We start from the raw sequence: 18,513 nt of genomic DNA on the forward strand, positions 1-18,513 counted from the left end.
GGCACGGAAATCTGAAGAATTATGCAACCATAGCGATATCAGGTTGTGAACGGGAAAGTGAGAAAATGATGAATGACGAAGCGAAATCGGAACAGACTGCCGACGAACGAGGTGAGAAGGATGTGCCACCTCCTGCCGGGCCTGGCTGTCAGACTGGCTCGCCGCGAGCGGGTGAGGCCCCCAACGAGCATGACGTTGTTGCGGCTGAGGGCAGATCGCCGTTTTGGAAGAGGCGTGTGGTGTGGATGGTGGTGGTTGCGGTGGCCGTTGTCGTGGTCGCCGCTGTCGTTGGCGGGATGGTATGGAGCAGGCATGTCAAGGATGAAGCGCTTTCGGGCTGTCGGCAACAAGCGGGGCAGATTCGGCATCTTGCAGGTACGTCTCTTGGCAAGGACGCGATAGAGGCCGGGAAAGTGGGCAAGAAGGATGTCGCCGACGCCAAGACTTGGGAAGCGCTGCAGACCAGCCAAAAGAAGCTGGCTGGTTTGGTGCGTGAGGGAGTGCCCGCTTGCGACGCAACTTCACGCGTGGCGGCTCAAGGGCAGAAAAGCAAGGCTGCTGCATCACTGAAGTCGATGGAGAAAGCCCGCGCCAATGTTGAAAAGTCGGCGAAGGCGGTATTGGCCAGCAGAGACACAAAAGTTTTGAAGGATACTCAGGACTTATTGAGCGCGAAAGTCGGGCAGGCGAAGCAGCTGTTGGATTCGTCGGCAGGCAACGTGGCCGACGATGCGACGCGCACGGCGCTTTCGCAGCGGATTGACGCGGCGAACGGGTTGCTTGGCAGTCACAAGGGCAAGGTCGCCGATTTGCAACAGACTTCACAGGCGTTGGACGATGCGGTCAATGGGGTCAACGCGAGCGTGCAGGCGAAGGCAGAGGCCGATGCGCAGGCTGCTGCGGCTGCTGCGGCGGCTCAGGCTCGGGCGGCGCAGCAACAAGCGCGAAACCGGCAGGGGCAAGCGGCTGGTGGCAGTGCGCAAGGCAATCAGCAGCCGGAGAGGATTCACAACGGCGGTTATAGCAGTTTTAAGGAGTGGATGGCTCATCATGAGCCATTGGGTAATGGCTGCAATGCTGCAGGGTTTTGTGCCATCGGCTGATTTTAAAAGTTTTACCGTCACCCTTCGTCTCTTTCTTGGCGGATCGGAACGAAAGGCGACGGCTCCAATAATTGGAAGAGGGCAAACCGTCCTCTTCCTCAATGATAGCGGAGGGCTATATGAGGATGCAAAGAAAGCAATCCAAGGTTGGAAAATTCCTGGCCTGTGCATTGTCCGGTGCCATGGCTTTGGCGACGTTGCTTCCTGGCACCGCCTATGCGGGCGGTGACGGCGGGTCGGCCGGTGGCGGCGGCGGGGGAAGCATGAATGTCTCCCAACAATGGGCCTACAAGGACAACAACGATGGCGGTTTCGGCGGGCATGACATGTCATCCATCACCGCAGCGTTCAAACAAATGGGCGTTACCATGGGCATCGGCACCAATGTGGCCCAGCAGGCGTTGGATGAGGCGAATACCAATTGCACCAACCGGTTCCACGAGGCACATCCCGGGAAGGGTGACGGGGACTGTCGCGTAGTCGGAGTGGGCACCATGACCGGTCTGAGCAAAGAATTCAGCGGGCAGGTCCATAACCCTAAACAAATATGGATAGATAATTGGATCGCGCAGGTTTCCGGCGGCACTTACAGTAATAGCGGAGTCTCATACACCACTGGAACTGCTTTTGCCGATCAGCCTGATACGTCGGTGGATTCCATAGTGGACAAGTACGCTTCGGATGACGTGTCGATTGTAGTGATCATGCTCAATAGATTCGAGCCGATGATTCCGACCTATGATCTGTCGCTGTCTACCTCGGAACGGGCACCGACCGGTATGGCCGTCGGCGCCAAGAATGCGGCACGGGATACGATTCACGCCAGCAACAATAATTCGCCGATTAAAGAGGATGTAAATGCGGATGTGACCTTACATTACGAGGGTCAGCCCGACGGGTACGTTCCAGCTGGCCAATCGACGAAGACCGGCGGAATCCACAACAACGGCGATTCCTCCTCGCCTTCGTTCTCGCCCTCTGACCTATCGATGACGCATTGGCAGGAGGGTCGATACTGGTTCGATGTGGATGTCAGCAAACAAGGCAAGATGAGCGCAGCCGCTTCGCACGAGGGGTCTGGCGATTCCGCCGAGCAGTGGGACGTCTCTTCGCTGGCTCCTCCGGCACCGACAAAGAAGGTGCAGAAAGGAACCAGCGTCAATGACATGGCCAATACGACCACAATCGAATCCGATACCGGGCGTGGCGGCTATGAGATGCATTTCAAGGATTCGATTACGCCCAACGGTGTCGATTATGACGTTTCCGATATGAAGGTCACCGATGCCAGTGATGGGTCGGATGTGTCAAGTCAATTCGCGATGAATTGGGACCGGCTTGCGAATGTCGTTACGGCCGATCGTTCCCCTAGTTTGGGCGAACTGCCGCTCAACCATATTTTCAGATTCACCTTCAAAGTGACGGTGCACAATCCGACCACCACTGTGGTCGGAGACCTCGCTGAGGTGTCGTGGAACCGGAATCCTTTTGTCGAAACCGCGCATTTTCAGTTTCCGACGCGCGATCCGGATCCTGACAAGGCATGGACCACTAATCCCGATGAATCCCTTGATGTATCGGATCCAGGCCATACCAATCAGGTGGGCGCGGACGGCAGAACCTTTGTACCGGGCGACAGGGTCTCCAGCGTGGTCAATGGTACGTTGCCCAAAGACTTGGTAGAAGACCTTTCACAGTATTCGTTGAGCGACGACTGGTCGGGTGCATCGCGCTATGTCGACTTCCCCAACGAAAAAGCCAAGGTCTATGTGGACGGTGTCGACCGTACCGGAGATTTCGACATCACTACGACCGGTTCTGTGACAACGGCCAGCGCCAAACGCTCGATTCTCGCCGGTAGCGCTCACCAAGCCAATGACCGTGTGGTCAAACTGGTACTTGACGGCACGTTCAAGTTGGAGACGACGGCCACGGACGCGGTGTCGATGACCAATTCCGGTGAAGAGCAATTCAACGGCCAGGGAGTCGATACGAATACGCCGCCAGTGCTCGTGCGTAGCCCCAACCCTGACAAGGCATGGGTCAAGGACACGCAGGAGGCGTTGAATACCGCCGATAAGACGCATGCCAACAATGTGGCTGCCGACAATAAAACCTACGTAACCGGAGACAATGCAGTAGTGGTCGTCAACGGGACTTTGCCCAAGAATCTCGCCCGAGACCTTGACCGATATGTCCTGAGCGATGATTGGTCGCAGGCGGCACAATACGTTGATTTTCCGGCCGGCAAGGCCAAGGTCTATGTCGATGGTGTCGATCGCAGCGACGATTTCAGCATTGGGGTCAGCGATCATGTCACCACGGCCGAGGCCAAACCGGCGATACTGAGCGGCAGCGGCAAACAGCTTAAAGACCGCAAGATGAAGCTGGTGCTGAACGGAACGATGCTCAAAGACGTGGACGCGCATACCACGGCCACGATCGTCAACAAAGGCAGCGAGCAATGGAATGGCAAAACGGCCGCGACGAACACGCCACAGGTGCATGTGTGGAGCCCGAATCCCGACAAAAGCTGGGTGCGGCTCGACGAAACCGGCAAATGGAAGCTGGTGATCGACCCGAACAAAAGCGACGCGACCGGGGCCGACAACCTCACGTTCCTCGATGGCGACCAGCTGGGGGCGGTAGTCAATCTTCCGATCAGCGACCCCAGTGTGCTGGAATATGGCATCAGCAAGCTTTTGCTGACCGACGACTACGCAAAAGCCGACTATCTCGTCGACCCGCAGGCGATTTCCAAGGTGCGCGTGTATATGGCGCCTGCTGCCTCGAGCAGCCAGTCGAGCGTCGACGCCATCAATACCATTGCGGGTTCGGATGTCACCAAGGAATTCAACATTTCGCAAGAAGGGACGAGGATTACCGCCAAGGCCAGGTCCGATTGGCTTGCCTATCTTTCGCGCCATGTCGGCGCTGTGCAGATCACTATGTTTGTTCCGTTCCTCGCCAACTATGCCAACGGGAAGGGTGCCGCGAAAGTCCGTGAGGATTTCGGCAAAGGCACCGGTGAGGAGCTTGCTTTTGGAACCGATCCCGGCGGAACGGATCTGCTGAACAAGGGTTCGATTCTCGTCAACCGCCAAGGCAAGGAGACCAACCTGCCGAAGATCTACGGTTATGTTCCACCCGTGAAAAAGGACGTGGTCAGCGAGGCCTCGCAAGGCGGGGACCAGGGGTCGGTGGATGGCAAGGTCGTCTATCCGGGCCAGAAGGTCGAATACGATCTGGACACCCAGCCGCGTCTTCCTTCTTTGGCTTATCCGGTGAAGACCATCGTGCTCACGGATCGTTATGACGAGTATTTAACGCCTGACAAACAGACGCTGGAACTCATGAATCTCAACAGCGGACGTATGATTCCCAAGTCGAAATACGTGACCAAGTGGAACGACGCCGAGCACGAGGTAGCCGTTGTCATCACTGATACGGCACTTATCTCCCTGTGGCAGGCCGGAGGCACACCACGTTTGCAGTTGCGATTCGAAGGTACTGTCTCAGCCGATGCTCCGGGTGATCACAAGGTAGGCAACCAGTGGATGCTTACGTTGAACAACTCCCTGACGCCGAGCAATGAGGTGTTCAATATCCCTCCCGAGCTGAATCCTTCCAAGCATGATTTCCAGAGCTCGAAGCAAGGTGACTCCACCGTCTCCATCGACGGAAAGACGTTGCTTCTGGGTGATAGCGGCAGCTACGTCATCGATCTGGACGCCACGCAGGTCGGGCAGGCCTACAACGTATGGAAGCTCGGTATCGTCGACGACTTCGATGAGGAATACCTCAAGGTCGACCCCACGGGCATTGCCGTGACGGGCGATGATGGCCGCGACTATACCAGGAAATTCAATATCGACATTCACGACGGCGTGCTTTACGCTTTCGCGCGTCAGGTCGACACGTTCATAGCCGCTTCTGCACAGACAGTGAAGGGAGATCCGCAGCCCCAAGACCTCAAGGCGTATGCGGCAAACGACGAGCATGACCCGCTTGCCGATCCCGCGATCGACCAGACCTTGCTCGGCCAGCACTATCATATTGCGTTGCCGTACACGGTCCAAAAAGTCAGCGACGGTTATGTGGTGAAAAACAAAGCCGTCCAGATCGAAAACACGGTACGCAAGGAGACCAATGAGGTGAGCAACCCGCTCAAGCCGATCAACCCGGGCAAAGACGTGGTCGTTCAGGTCGGCGGCGAATCCGTGAACGGCTCCAACGTATATAAGAACAGCGCGTTCCTTTACCAGTTGGACAGTTCCGTGCTGCCGGCGAATCGGGCCTATCCGAAAGTCGATGAATGGAATATCGTCGATGACCTCGACCCGAACTACGACCGATACACCGGCCAGTGGGCCGTATATGCCACGCATGATTTGCGAGGCGCAGATGGCAAGGTGATTGCTCATCGAGGCGACAGAATTGCCGGCAACGGGTTCGACGCGATCGGCAGATTCGGTGACGATCTCTTTACTCTCGTAGCCGATGACGGAGGCATCTCTGCGCGCGTTGGCGCTGACGGCATCGATAGCGCAAACGGCGTTGATGGTGCCGAAGGCAACGGTTCAGGGATGCGGATCACCGTCGCCGCAACCGAGTTCTACCGCCGGCTTGTCTCTCGTGACGGTGCGCACGAGCAGGGCTGGCGGGCCTACATTCAGGTTGAAAGGATAAAGCCGACCGAGCATCACGACAACACGTTCGTCGAGACCCTCAACGGGAGGACGAACGAGTCGAACACTGTCTGGACCCGCACGCCTGACCTGATCCCTTCGCTGCATATCGAGAAATGGGACAAGCCGAGCGGCTGGTCGAAGGGCGACCGTGACGATCCGGATGATGCGCTCAACATCGAAGGTGACACCGAAATCGTCTTCACCATCACCAACACCAGCGACGATGAAGGCGGGCATGGGGCGCTGTTCAAGGCCAGCGACCTGAAAATCAGCGATACCACCCTCGCCGGCGATGGCGCGGTGACCGGTTTCAAATATCCGGCCGGATGGTCGAAACTGGTGCTGAAGCCCGGGGATCATGTCGATGTGGTCGGCACGCTGAAAGACGTCACGGCTAGTCACATGGACCGCGCCAAGGTCACGGGGATTCCTCTTATCGCCTATGAGAGCGTAGATACGAATCCCTGGGCAGATGGTAACGGCAACGGGGATGCAGGCCATAGTGTTGGGGGCTCTGCGTCTTCGACTCCCGGGGCTGGTGACAATCAGAATGGTGCACAGACCGGTGACGGTCAGGTTGATGGCCCGGACTCTGGCACTTCCAGCGCTTCCGGGATGCTTCCGGAGCAAAAGACTGACGGTCCCGTTGCCTCGTGTCCGGATTCAGGTAACGGTGCCCAACTCGAGACTGTCAACATCGAAGGGCGGACCATGAGCAAGATGCAGCCGGTCGCTTCCAACCTCGACGATTGGAACGGCAAGAGAGAAAAGCCGTTGGTGGCTACCGGCACATCCGTCATGCTGGTGCTGCTGTTGGCTGGCGTGTTCCTCTTCGGAGCTCTGGTGTTCATGAGCTTGTCTCGAAACCGCTACAGCCCTCGGCATCGGTGATATGGCCTCGATATCGTCTGTTTCCGGGGTCTCCCTAGAAAAAAATGGAAGTCCCGGATACCGTATCCTCAGGCCTGTTGAATCCGCAACTATTCGGATAAGTCTCTGAACTCAAGAAAAAACGGAAATGACAAAGCCCGGAATCCTTGAGATTCCGGGCTTATTGGTAGCGGGGTCAGGATTTGAACCTGAGACCTCTGGGTTATGAGCCCAGCGAGCTACCGAACTGCTCCACCCCGCGACGGCTGTTTAAGACAGCAATAATCTAGATTACGGATAATGACGCAAATGTCAAATTTTCGGCGAGTTTTTTGCTATGAGGGGAGATTTGCGGCCATAATGGAATCATGCCTATCAAGATTGCCAGCGGACTGCCTGCGCGTGAAATACTCGAGAGCGAACGGATATTCGCCATCGAAAAGCCCGAGGCGGAACAGCAGAAAATCCGCCCCCTCAAGTTGGTCATTCTCAACCTCATGCCCAAGAAAATCGAGACGGAGACGCAGCTGCTGCGTTTGATTTCCAAGTCCCCGCTGCAGGTCGACATCGATTTCATGAAGACCTCGACCCACGAGTCCACCCACGTCAGCGCCGATCACCTGCTCAAGTTCTATGAGAATTTCGACGCGTTCAAAGACAATTATTACGACGGTTTGGTGGTCACCGGCGCGCCGGTGGAGCAGCTGGATTTCGCACAGGTCGATTATTGGGATGAGTTGACGCAGATCCTCGACTGGGCACAGACCCACGTTTTCTCCACGATGTACCTGTGCTGGGGCGCGATGGCAGGCCTCAACTACCGTTACGGAATCCGCAAGCAAAATTTCAAAGAAAAACTTTTTGGCGTGTTCCCGCAATTTCTGCAGGATGAGTATTGCTTTATCACCAACGGGTTCGACGAGATTTCGTTGCAGCCTCATTCGCGTGTCGCCGGCATGAACGAGGACGATATCGCGGCGAACAAGGATTTGCAGGTGCTCACCTGGGGGCCGCAGACCGGTTCCGGGCTTATCGCCGCCCGTGATTTTTCCGAGGTCTTTGTGCTTGGCCATTGGGAGTATGGCAAGTACACCTTGCGTGACGAATACGAGCGTGACAAAGCCAAAGGCCTTACGAACGTGCCGTTCCCTGCCAATTATTTCCCGCACGATGACCCCACGATGGAGCCGCTGTTCTCGTGGCGCGCCCATGCGAATCTGCTCTGGCGCAACTGGCTCAACTGGGTTTACGAAACCACCCCATATGACCTCAAAGAGGTTCCGAAACTTCGCGCAGAGAAAAAATTGGGTACCGATCGTTCCATTCGACATGAGCCCGGCATGCCGCGCAACGATTGTTTCAAACCGCTGGTAAATGATGGGTATGGGGTTGTCCCGGATACGACAGAAAAGTGAGATATGCGACATATGCTGTTTATTGGTGTTGATACCTATCTATGAATGCTAATATCGAAATTAATTGTGACGATATTTACATTTTTCGGGTAAACGACGTACAATCATCAGCGGCCATTCGGAGTTGAGGGTCGTGCCGGATGCGTCAAGCCCCGCATGATTCTCGTCGCTGGAAAACCAAAAGAAGTGGAATTGTCGCCAATTCGCGTCGAATCGCGGAACGATGCATTTTCATTTCCTTTAGATGGAATAGACTGGTAGCCTCAAGATAAATCGGGGAGGGCACATGATCGAAGCTGTTGGCGCGAATATGGTGTTGGCGTCGGCGTCCGGTGCGGATTTGCCGGGTGTCAACGACTTCCTGCCTCCGGAAATCCTTTTCCAGGGCACGCCATTTGCTATCAATCGCATCATTCTCATCCGCATCGTCGCTACGATTCTCTTGCTCATCATTTTGGGCCTGACCGCGGCACGTGCCAAGCTCATTCCCGGCCGTTGGCAGGGTCTGATCGAATTCGGCATGGATTTCGTACGCAACAGCGTGGTCTACGAGACCATGGGCGAGTTGCGCGGCAAGCGTTACGTGCCGATGATCACCACCCTGTTCTTCACGATTTTCTTCTTCAACCTTTTCGGTGTCATTCCCGGGGCCAATATGGCCGCGACGGCCACCATCACCATGCCTTTGGTCTTCGCCATCTGGGTATTGGTGCAGTATTGGGTCGCTGCGTGCCGTGAAAAGGGACTTTGGGGCTACATCCGCGACGAGTGCTTCACACCTGGGGTGCCGTGGCCGGTCTACATCCTTCTGGCTCCGATTCAGCTGCTCGAGTTGGTCATCATCCGCCCGGCATCGCTGACGATTCGACTTTTCGCCAACATGATCTCTGGCCACCTTACAGTTGCCACCTGCCTGGCGTTCGCCCAGTTCTGGATGATCGAGTCGGCCAACAAGATGGTCGGCATCCCGGTGGGGGCCGCGTGGTTCCTCGGCGGCATCGTAATGACGCTTTTCGAGGTCTTCGTTGCGTTCCTGCAGGCCTACGTCTTCTCGATTCTTGCGACGGTCTATATCAACCTGAGTTACCCGGAGGCGGAATAGCCGAAAACAGTCAGATCAAGACAACGACAATAAGGCGGCCTTGCCGAAAGAACGGCACAGGACGCGAACAATAAATTTTTACAATTGAACAAAGCAGTAACCAAAGTTGTACCGGTTTTTTTTAATGCCGACACGGCACTGGAAAGGAAAACAAATGGATATCATCACTCTCGCAGCGGTTTCTGGCAACCTGAGCGTTATCGGCTACGGCCTGGCCACCCTCGGCCCGGGCCTCGGTCTCGGCATTCTCTTCGGCAAGGCCATGGAGTCCACGGCACGCCAGCCCGAAGTCAGCGGCAAGATCCAGATGATCATGTTCATCGGCTTGGCACTGGTCGAGGTTCTCGGCCTGCTCGGCTTCGTCGCCGCTCTGGTGCTCTGAAAAAGACAACCAGCGGCAAGCGAAAACAATGACGAAAACGAACGATGAAAGGAGATCACGATGACATTTGCTGCCTCGAAGGGCATCAACCTGTTTATTCCGAAGGTCTATGACATCGTATGGTCCCTGATCATTCTTGCCATAGTCGCTGTGTTCTTCTACAAATTCTTCATGCCGAAGTTCAACGCCATTTTCGACGAGCGCGCCGAAAAGATCGAAGGCAACATCGCCAAGGCCAAAAAGGCCAAGGAAGATGCGGACTTGGCCAAGAAGAAGTATGAGGACCAACTCAACCATGCCCGTGTCGATGCCTCCAAGATCACCGACGACGCCCGTGGCGAGGCGACGAAGATCATTTCCGACGCCCACACCCGTGCGGATAAGGAAGCCGAGCAGATCACCGCGAACGCCCAGCGTTCGATAGCCTCGCAGCAACAGCAGGCGATGGTGACGTTGAAGAGCGAGGTCGGTACATTGGCCACGGCTCTTGCCGGCAAAATCCTGGGTGCCAAGCTCGAGGACAGCGACGTGCAGACCAACATGCTCGACGGTATGATCGACGATCTCGACAAGAAAACAGACAATACGAAGTGATGTGTTCCATCAACCAACGGAATATGTTGCGGCACATGGATTTGAAGCAGTATTCATCCAAAGAAGGTGAGGTGAACAATGCGAGGAGAAGCGTCACTCAGCGCTGATCGCACTTCGCGCGATTCTCTGGCTCCGAAATTGCGGGACAAGGGGACGGGCGCGTGGAGAATCGGCGAGGAGCTGTTCGTCGTCACCAATCTGCTCGACCATGACGCCCGGGTGGAGCGTTCACTTACCGATCCTTCTCGGCCCACCGCCGACAAGAAGGCGTTGATCAATGCGATTCTTGCCGACCAGGCCGATCCTTTGACGGTGGATATTCTCGACGATCTGGTCTCGCGTAATTGGAGCCGGGTCAGAGATATCGCCAACGCCGTTGAGGATTTTGCCGTTGACGCAATGATGTATTACGCCGATGCGACCGATTGTACTTTAACGGTCTCCATCGAATTGGCGGAAATGCGTTCCGCGTTGCTCAAGATGTCGGTGCTGCGTTCCAAACTTTCCGACGAATTTGCACCGGCCAAGGCGCGTCTGGACCTCCTTCACACGGTTTTCGAGGGCTCGAAGCTCAACAGGGTGACCATGAGGTTGGCCGAACATGCCGTTGCCAATCCGCGTCATCGTCGTTTCCTTGTGACTCTTGAGTGGCTTATCGCCAAGTTCACCCGTCATATGGGGCAATCGATGGTTACCGTCACCACGGCCACGCCGTTGAACCAGACCCAGATCAAGCGGCTCGCCGCAATCTACTCGTCCAGGCTTGGCCGCCCGGTGCATATCAATTCATCGGTCGACCCCTCGGTTTTGGGCGGGATGCGTGTGCAGATCGGGGCGGACGTCACGGACAACACCGTTGCCGCCCAGCTGTTGCAGCTGCGACGAAAAGTGAGTACGGAGATGTGAATGGCACATCGCAGAAGAAAACAGGGCGTTTGAATAAAGCGCCTGTCCAAAGACTTATCAGTCAACAAATTAATCAATAAGGAGTGATCATGGCAGAACTTACCATTGATCCTGCGAATGTGCGAAAGGCCCTCGACGATTTCGTCGATTCGTACAAGCCCAGCGACACTCCCACCCAAGAGGTGGGCTATGTCGCGACGGCCGGCGATGGCATCGCACACGTAACGGGACTGCCTGGTTGCATGGCCAACGAGCTGCTGACGTTCGAAGACGGCACGCTCGGCCTGGCTTTCAACCTTGATCCCCGTGAGATCGGCGTGGTTATCCTCGGCGACTTCGCAGGTGTCGAGGAAGGCCAGGAGGTACGGCGCACCGGAGAGGTGCTGTCCGTGCCGGTCGGCGACGGCTACCTCGGGCGTACGGTTGACCCTCTGGGCAAACCGATCGATGGCTTGGGTGAAATCAAAAGCGAAGGCCGCAGAATTCTCGAGGCGCAGGCCCCGGACGTGATGCATCGTCAACCCGTTGTGGAACCGCTTTCCACGGGGTTGAAGGCCATTGACGCGATGACACCGATCGGCCGTGGTCAGCGCCAGCTCATCATCGGCGATCGCCAGACCGGCAAGACGGCCATCGCGATCGATGCGATTTTGAACCAGAAGAGCAACTGGGAGAGCGGCGACCCGAAGAAGCAGGTGCGCTGCATTTATGTGGCCGTCGGCCAGAAGGGCTCCACGATCGCCTCCGTGCGTCAGAGCCTTGAAGAGGCGGGCGCGATGGAATATACGACCATCGTGGCTTCCCCGGCTTCCGATTCCGCAGGTTTCAAGTACATCGCCCCTTACACCGGTTCGGCCATCGGCCAGCACTGGATGTATCACGGCAAGCACGTCCTCATCGTCTTCGACGACCTGTCGAAGCAGGCCGAGGCCTACCGTTCGATTTCCCTGCTGCTGCGTCGCCCGCCGGGGCGCGAGGCCTACCCGGGAGACGTCTTCTATCTGCATTCCCGTCTGCTCGAACGTTGCGCCAAGCTCTCCGATGATCTTGGCGGCGGTTCGATGACCGGTCTGCCGATTGTGGAGACGAAGGCGAACGATGTGTCCGCCTACATCCCGACGAACGTCATCTCGATCACCGACGGCCAGATCTTCCTGCAGTCCGACCTGTTCAATGCCAACCAGCGCCCCGCAGTGGACGTCGGCATCTCGGTCTCCCGCGTCGGTGGCGCGGCCCAGACCAAGGCGTTGAAGAAGGTTTCCGGCACGCTCAAGATCTCGCTGGCGCAGTACCGCTCGTTGCAGTCCTTCGCGATGTTCGCCTCCGACCTGGATGCGGCTTCCAAGGCGCAGCTGACGCGTGGCGCGCGCCTGACCGAGCTGTTGAAGCAGCCTCAGTTCTCGCCGTATTCGATGGAGCAGGAGGTCGTCTCCGTGTGGGCCGGCACCCACGGCAAGCTCGATGATCTCGAGATCGCCGACGTGCTGCCGTTCGAGCATGGCCTGTTGGGCTATCTTGAGCACAACACCGATATCTTGAAGACGATCCGCGACACCGAGAACTTCACCGATGACACGGAGAAGGCTTTGGATGAAGCTGTCGAGAAATACCGTGAGAACTATGTGACCAAGGCTGGCAAGCCGTTGGTCGTAAAGTCGCCGGTTGCCACCACTGCCACCAAGATTGAGCAGGAAAAGATTGTGGCGGGTGATAAGTAACCCATGGCTTCGCAACTCGGATTGAAATCACGCATCACCTCCACCACTTCGTTGGGCAAGATCTTCAACGCGCAGGAGATGATCGCTTCTTCGCATATCGCCAAGGCACGCTCTGTCGCGCTCAACGCGAAGCCATACAGCGACGCGATTTTCGATGCCGTCCAGGCGCTGGCCGCACATACCGATATTGATCATCCGATCGTCAAGTCCACGGAACACAACCCTCGGGTCGCCGTTCTCGCCTTGACGTCGGACCGCGGTATGGCCGGTGCCTATACCTCGTCGATCATCCGCGAGACGGAATCGTTGCTCGCTCGCCTCGACGAAGCGGGCAAGCAGCCTCTGCTGTACGTTTACGGTCGCCGTGGAGTTTCCTATTACCAATACCGCAATCGTCAGATCGCGGCGACATGGGAAGGCAACACCGACCAGCCGGGCGCCGAGACCGCCAGGGAAATCGCCAACCGGCTGTTGGACGACTATATGAAAACGGCTGCGCAGGGCGGTGTTTCCGAGCTGTATATCGTCTTCACGGAATTTGTGAACATGGTGGTGCAGAAGGTCCGTGTGCTGCGGATGCTGCCGGTCGAACTGGTCAGGAACGGCGACAATCAGGCAGATGTCAATATCACTGCCGAGCCCGACGCCAAAACCGAAAGCGGGCAGTCCGATTCCTCGGCGGCTACTACGGGCGGGGATGTGACAGCTGTAGCGAAAAGCGATCAGATGTCACCGCTCTACACGTTCGAGCCGAACATCGACAAGGTCTTGGATGCGATTCTGCCGAAGTACGTGCAGTCGCGTATCCATGAATGCCTGTTGACCGCGGCCGCCTCCGAGACGGCGAGCCGGCAGAACGCCATGCACACCGCGACAGACAACGCCAACAACCTGATCGATACCCTGACGCACCAGCTCAACGCTTCTCGCCAGGCTTCGATCACCCAGGAACTTACTGAGATAATCAGCAGCGCAGACGCGCTGAACAAAGAGGAAGAGTAGGAACGCTTATGGCACAAAACGAGTCAACGGCTCAGTCCAGCGCGACCTCCGCCGACAAGGCGAACGATCTGAATGCCGGGCGCGTGACGCGCGTCCAGGGTTCGGTGATCGACGCCGAGTTTCCGGCGGGGCACCTGCCCGACATCTACAATGCCCTGAAAGTCAAGATCGGCAACGAGGGAGACACCGAAGGCGAGACCGTCAAGAAGATCACCCTTGAGGTCGAGCAGCAGATCGGTGATTCCACGGTGCGCGCCGTCGCCTTGAAGCCTACCGATGGCCTCGTGCGTGGCGCAACGGTCACCGACACGGGCGGCCCCATCGAGGTGCCGGTCGGCGACGTGACCAAGGGACATGTGTTCGATGTCACGGGCAACATTCTGAACGCGAAGCCCGATGAGCATATCGAAATCAAGCAGCGTTGGTCCATCCACCGCAATCCGCCGGCCTTCGACCAGCTCGAGAGTCGCACCAAGATGTTCGAGACGGGCATCAAGGTCATCGATCTGCTGACCCCGTACGTCGAGGGCGGCAAGATCGGTCTGTTCGGCGGCGCAGGCGTCGGCAAGACCGTGCTGATCCAGGAGATGATCCAGCGCGTGGCGCAGAACCACGGCGGTGTCTCCGTATTCGCCGGTGTCGGCGAACGTACCCGTGAGGGCAACGACCTGATCGGCGAGATGGGCGACGCAGGCGTCTTGGAGAAGACCGCGTTGGTCTTCGGCCAGATGGATGAGCCTCCGGGGACGCGTCTTCGCGTGCCGCTGACGGCCCTGACGATGGCGGAGTACTTCCGCGACGTCGAGAACCAGGACGTGTTGCTCTTCATCGACAACATCTTCCGCTTCACGCAGGCGGGCTCCGAGGTCTCCACGCTGCTCGGCCGTATGCCGTCCGCTGTGGGCTATCAGCCGAACCTGGCCGACGAGATGGGCTCCCTGCAGGAGCGCATCACCTCGACCCGCGGCCACTCGATCACATCGCTGCAGGCCATCTACGTGCCCGCCGACGATTACACCGATCCGGCCCCGGCCACGACCTTCGCTCACTTGGACGCGACCACCGAGCTCTCTCGTGACATCGCCTCCCAGGGCATCTATCCGGCCGTCGACCCGCTCTCCTCCACCTCGCGAATCCTCGATCCGCGCTACGTGGGCCAGGAGCACTACGACACCGCGAACCGTGTCAAGGCGATTCTGCAGCGCAACAAGGAGCTCCAGGACATCATCGCCCTGATCGGCATCGACGAGCTCGGCGAGGAAGACAAGACCACCGTCAACCGCGCCCGCAAGATCCAGCAGTTCCTGGGCCAGAACTTCTATGTCGCGAAAAAATTCACCGGCTTGGAAGGCTCCTATGTCAAGGCCGACGAAACGGTCGAGGCGTTCAAGCGCATCTGCGACGGCAAGTATGACGACGTGCCCGAACAGGCGTTCAGCGGCATCGGCGGTATCGACGACCTCGAGCACAAGTGGCACGACATGCAGAAGGAATATGCGTGATGGCTGGCTCGCAGATGAAAGTGAATATCGTCGCTTCCGACCGTCCCTTGTGGAGCGGCGTCGCGAAGTCCGTTTCCATCCCCGCCAGCGAGGGTGGCATGGGCCTTCTGCCCGACCACGAGCCGATTCTGACGGTGATCGACAAGGGCACGGTTTCGGCCATTGACGTTGACGGCAACCGTCACAGCTTCGAGGTGACCGACGGATTCGCGTCCTTCGATTCCAACAAGCTGACTATCGCCGTCGAAACCGGCGTCGACACCAAGAAGGATCCGACGCAAGCGGCAGAGTAGTTCGTCTGGTTCGTCGGCAACTTTCGTCAATAAAGCGGGGGCATCGATACGTTCGGTGCCTCCGTTTTTGCATATTCTCTGGTGATTTTATTGTCTTAATTTGCTTATTATTGTTCTTTGCTGTAATTTTAGAGCTAAATAAACAAAGTGAGGCAATAATGAGCAACGCAGCATCATCTCCAGTATCTCGTGTGCAATTGCGTATGGATTCAGGACTCAAAGAAAAAGGTGAGCGCCTTTTCCGCAGCATGGGCCTTGATTTCAGCAGTGCAGTCAACATGTTTGTGGCCCAGGCCGTGCGTGAACAGCGTATACCATTCCAGCCCTCGGCTCAGACTTCGTTTGAGCGTTCTGTGTTGGCAACTGAAGATGAGCCGCTGAGTGAACCGATGAGTCTCGAGGAAGTGAAGTCGAGGATACGCCATGTATAGCTTTCGTACCACGAAACAATTCGATCGTGATATCAACAAGATGTGAAAGCTGCATCGAGACTTGACGAAGATAGATAAAGCTCTCGATGCTTTGGCAAGCAATGACATAGATTTATTGGCGGGGCATTACCGTGACCATAAACTTACCGGGGCTTTGCAAGGGTATCGTGAATTGCATATCGAAGGCGATTGGCTTTTGGTGTACAAGAAAATAAAAGAGACGATTACCATAGTTCTCACACGCACCGGAACTCACGACACTTTATTGTGAGCCCTTTTCGCCTAGAGGCTCGGGTAAGGTAGCCAGCGTGCGAATTATTGTTGCTGACTGCTCCGCCGTCTACTCCGGGCGGCTCAACGCCTCGTTGCCCATGGCCAAGCGGGTGCTCATGATCAAGGCCGACCAGAGCCTGCTGATTTTCTCCGAACTCGGTTCCTACAAGCCGCTCAATTGGATGGCAGCGCCCTGTACGATCCGTGAGGTGACGCCGGAAAATGAGGCTGAGAACGGCGAGGAAGGAAATGCTTCGACTACACCAAAAGAAGCGACTGAAACCGAAGCGATGGCGGATTCGGATGAAGGCGCTGTTGGGGATAGCGCCGTGCAAACCACCGTCGACGCGGCGATAAACATTGATGTAGCTGCCGAACCATTGCCCGAAAAGGTCTTTCGCGTCGCCTCGCAGAAGTCGACCGACGTGCTCGAAGTGACGGTGCAGCACGTCTATTCCGACGAGACCTACGATCTGGGAGAGGATCCGGGCCTGACCAAGGATGGTGTGGAAGACCATCTCCAGTATTATCTGGCCGCTCAGATCGAGCGGATCGGCAAGGGAGCGAAACTGGTGCGCCGTGAGTATCCGACGCCTATCGGCCCGGTCGATATCATGGCCATCGACGGGGCCGGCCAGCACGTCGCCATCGAGATCAAGCGTCATGGCGGCATCGACGGTGTCGAACAGCTCACCCGTTATGTGAAACTGCTCAACAAGGATCCGTTGCTCGCTCCGGTCCGTGGTATGTTCGCCGCCCAGACGATCACCCCGCAGGCCAAAGTCCTGGCCACCGAGCGCGGTTTTGATTGCCTTATTCTCGACTACGAGGACATGAAAGGTACTGACGACGACAGCCTGCGTCTGTTCTGAGGCGAATCGGTATCGGAGTATCGGACAAATCTGCGATTCTCTATGGATTCGTATTGGGATTCTGCGCCTTAGATTCGCCTTATTGTCGCGTTATCGTTATTGTTCTATCCGATTCGGTTGTTTCTTGGCGAGTCCGTTTTTGGGTACGGTATGAAAATTCCCGGACGTCACGTCAAGGTGAGTGTCCGGGAATCGTTGTTGTTTGACTCGTCGCCCGTTTAATTATCGGATTTCGGTGGCCGGCTTACTGCTGGGCCTGCGTGGCTCCGTAATCGTAGAGGATGTCGACCACGAAGTAGAGCGTCGAATTGGCGGGAATCTTGGCCTGCGCCTTGTTGCCGTAGCCAAGATCCGGGGGAACGATCAGCAGAACCTGCGAGCCGACCGTCTGACCGGCAAGGCCCTTCTTCCAACCGTCGACGACCTGCTGCAGCGAGAATTGTGAGGACTTGCCGCGGTCCCACGAGGAATCGAACTTCGACGGCTTGCCGTCCTTGTCCATCACCCAGCCGGTGTAATGCGCGTCGATGGTGTCTGTTTCGGCGACCTTCTTGCCCGTGCCGCGGATCAGAGGCTGGACGACGAGATCATTGCCCGGCTTGTAACCATTGAAATCAATGGAAGGCGCACCCTTTTTGTCGAGCGTCACCTTCGGCAGGTCGGCAGGAACGTCGGTCACCTTGGTGCCTTTGGCCTTCGTCAGCGGCTTGGATTGCGAAACGAGGGTGATCGCCATGATGTACGAAGTGCTGGCTTTGTTGTGGTCGTTGACGCCGAAAGCGATGGTCGAGTTGATCTTCTGGTCTTTGAGCACGTTGTAATAGGTTTTGCCCGCGCCGTCCTCGTTCATCACCATCGAGCAGTCGGGCGTGTTCTTCTCCCAGGTGCTGATCATCTCGCTGCCGTCCTTGGCGTTCAGCGCGATGCCCTGGATGCAGACGTGATTGTCTTTTTTAATTGCGGCGCCATTCCCTTTTTGCAGTACGGCATAGGAATTATTGACCACGGTCATGGGGGTGTGGAAAGTGATTTTCGGCTTTTTGCCAAGCGTTCCGGTGGCCTTGACTCCGGCCATCTGCGTGTCGGAAGAGGAATCGGCGGATTTGCTGTTGTCGCTGCCCGACCCGCAGGCGACCAAGCCGAATGACAGGGCGATGGCGCAAGCCGCTGCGAGCATGCGGCCGAATGTTCGGGGGTGTTTGTTGCTCATGGTTCACCACATTAGCCCTGAACCTTGATTTAGCGCATAGTCGGAGATGGCTGAGCCGATATCGTCGGCTGGCTGATGGTGATTGGCCATGGTGGAGATGTGATTTTTTCTGTATCTATCCCTGCGATACAGAGTAAATCACAGAATTC

The 18,513-nt window shown here is 56.8% G+C and carries 15 protein-coding genes and 1 tRNA gene; 14 read left to right on the forward strand and 2 right to left on the reverse strand.

Features of this window, described 5'->3' with window-relative positions; all coding sequences use genetic code 11:
• Positions 1 to 65 precede the first annotated feature (65 nt).
• Both OZX75_RS08235 and OZX75_RS08240 read left to right on the forward strand, forming a co-directional pair.
• Complete coding sequence (locus OZX75_RS08235; protein WP_277146154.1) at positions 66 to 1,103, forward strand: FIVAR domain-containing protein; 1,038 nt, start codon at positions 66 to 68, stop codon at positions 1,101 to 1,103.
• Positions 1,104 to 1,222: 119 nt separating this feature from the next.
• Entirely contained in the window at positions 1,223 to 6,685 is a 5,463-nt protein-coding gene (locus tag OZX75_RS08240; RefSeq protein WP_277146155.1) for an LPXTG cell wall anchor domain-containing protein, read from the forward strand.
• Between the two features lie 164 nt (positions 6,686 to 6,849).
• Here OZX75_RS08240 and OZX75_RS08245 read toward each other — a convergent pair.
• Positions 6,850 to 6,926: transfer RNA gene (locus OZX75_RS08245), tRNA-Met, on the reverse strand.
• Between the two features lie 106 nt (positions 6,927 to 7,032).
• Here OZX75_RS08245 and OZX75_RS08250 point away from each other — a divergent pair.
• The 12 genes from OZX75_RS08250 (at position 7,033) to nucS (ending at position 17,154) form a co-directional block, all read left to right on the forward strand.
• On the forward strand, positions 7,033 to 8,079 hold the full coding sequence (locus OZX75_RS08250) for a homoserine O-succinyltransferase (protein ID WP_277146156.1): 1,047 nt from the start codon (positions 7,033 to 7,035) through the stop codon (positions 8,077 to 8,079).
• Between the two features lie 286 nt (positions 8,080 to 8,365).
• Positions 8,366 to 9,181 carry a F0F1 ATP synthase subunit A gene (gene atpB / locus OZX75_RS08255; protein WP_277146157.1) on the forward strand — a complete coding sequence of 272 codons (816 nt, stop codon included), beginning with the start codon at positions 8,366 to 8,368 and terminating at the stop codon, positions 9,179 to 9,181.
• 154 nt (positions 9,182 to 9,335) lie between these two features.
• Entirely contained in the window at positions 9,336 to 9,563 is a 228-nt protein-coding gene (gene atpE, locus OZX75_RS08260) for an ATP synthase F0 subunit C (protein ID WP_277146158.1), read from the forward strand.
• Between the two features lie 60 nt (positions 9,564 to 9,623).
• A complete protein-coding gene (locus OZX75_RS08265; RefSeq protein ID WP_277146159.1) occupies positions 9,624 to 10,157 on the forward strand; it encodes a F0F1 ATP synthase subunit B in 534 nt (177 codons plus the stop codon).
• Between the two features lie 78 nt (positions 10,158 to 10,235).
• Positions 10,236 to 11,063, forward strand: a complete 828-nt coding sequence (locus OZX75_RS08270; protein WP_277146160.1) for a F0F1 ATP synthase subunit delta — start codon at positions 10,236 to 10,238, stop codon at positions 11,061 to 11,063.
• Positions 11,064 to 11,152: 89 nt separating this feature from the next.
• Positions 11,153 to 12,781 (forward strand): F0F1 ATP synthase subunit alpha, encoded by a 1,629-nt coding sequence (gene atpA, locus OZX75_RS08275; RefSeq protein WP_277146161.1) that lies wholly within the window; start codon positions 11,153 to 11,155, stop codon positions 12,779 to 12,781.
• 3 nt (positions 12,782 to 12,784) lie between these two features.
• Entirely contained in the window at positions 12,785 to 13,783 is a 999-nt protein-coding gene (locus OZX75_RS08280; RefSeq protein ID WP_277146162.1) for a F0F1 ATP synthase subunit gamma, read from the forward strand.
• An 8-nt stretch (positions 13,784 to 13,791) separates the two neighbouring features.
• Positions 13,792 to 15,285 (forward strand): F0F1 ATP synthase subunit beta, encoded by a 1,494-nt coding sequence (gene atpD, locus OZX75_RS08285; protein WP_277146163.1) that lies wholly within the window; start codon positions 13,792 to 13,794, stop codon positions 15,283 to 15,285.
• On the forward strand, positions 15,285 to 15,578 hold the full coding sequence (locus tag OZX75_RS08290) for a F0F1 ATP synthase subunit epsilon (RefSeq protein WP_277146164.1): 294 nt from the start codon (positions 15,285 to 15,287) through the stop codon (positions 15,576 to 15,578). Before atpD ends, OZX75_RS08290 begins: the two co-directional genes overlap by 1 nt.
• Positions 15,579 to 15,736: 158 nt before the next feature.
• On the forward strand, positions 15,737 to 16,009 hold the full coding sequence (locus tag OZX75_RS08295) for a type II toxin-antitoxin system RelB/DinJ family antitoxin (RefSeq protein WP_277146165.1): 273 nt from the start codon (positions 15,737 to 15,739) through the stop codon (positions 16,007 to 16,009).
• Positions 16,010 to 16,070: 61 nt separating this feature from the next.
• Positions 16,071 to 16,280 (forward strand): type II toxin-antitoxin system RelE/ParE family toxin, encoded by a 210-nt coding sequence (locus OZX75_RS08300; RefSeq protein WP_277146166.1) that lies wholly within the window; start codon positions 16,071 to 16,073, stop codon positions 16,278 to 16,280.
• 37 nt (positions 16,281 to 16,317) lie between these two features.
• The gene (gene nucS / locus OZX75_RS08305) at positions 16,318 to 17,154 is read left to right on the forward strand and encodes an endonuclease NucS (RefSeq protein WP_277146167.1); all 837 of its coding nucleotides are present in this window, start codon (positions 16,318 to 16,320) and stop codon (positions 17,152 to 17,154) included.
• Between the two features lie 244 nt (positions 17,155 to 17,398).
• Here the strand turns inward: nucS and OZX75_RS08310 are convergent, their stop codons facing one another.
• Positions 17,399 to 18,364 carry an FKBP-type peptidyl-prolyl cis-trans isomerase gene (locus OZX75_RS08310; RefSeq protein ID WP_277146168.1) on the reverse strand — a complete coding sequence of 322 codons (966 nt, stop codon included), beginning with the start codon at positions 18,362 to 18,364 and terminating at the stop codon, positions 17,399 to 17,401.
• Between the last annotated feature and the right edge of the window lie 149 nt (positions 18,365 to 18,513).

The organism is Bifidobacterium sp. ESL0800, from assembly GCF_029395355.1.
In the GTDB taxonomy this organism is placed as follows: Bacteria; Actinomycetota; Actinomycetes; order Actinomycetales; family Bifidobacteriaceae; genus Bifidobacterium.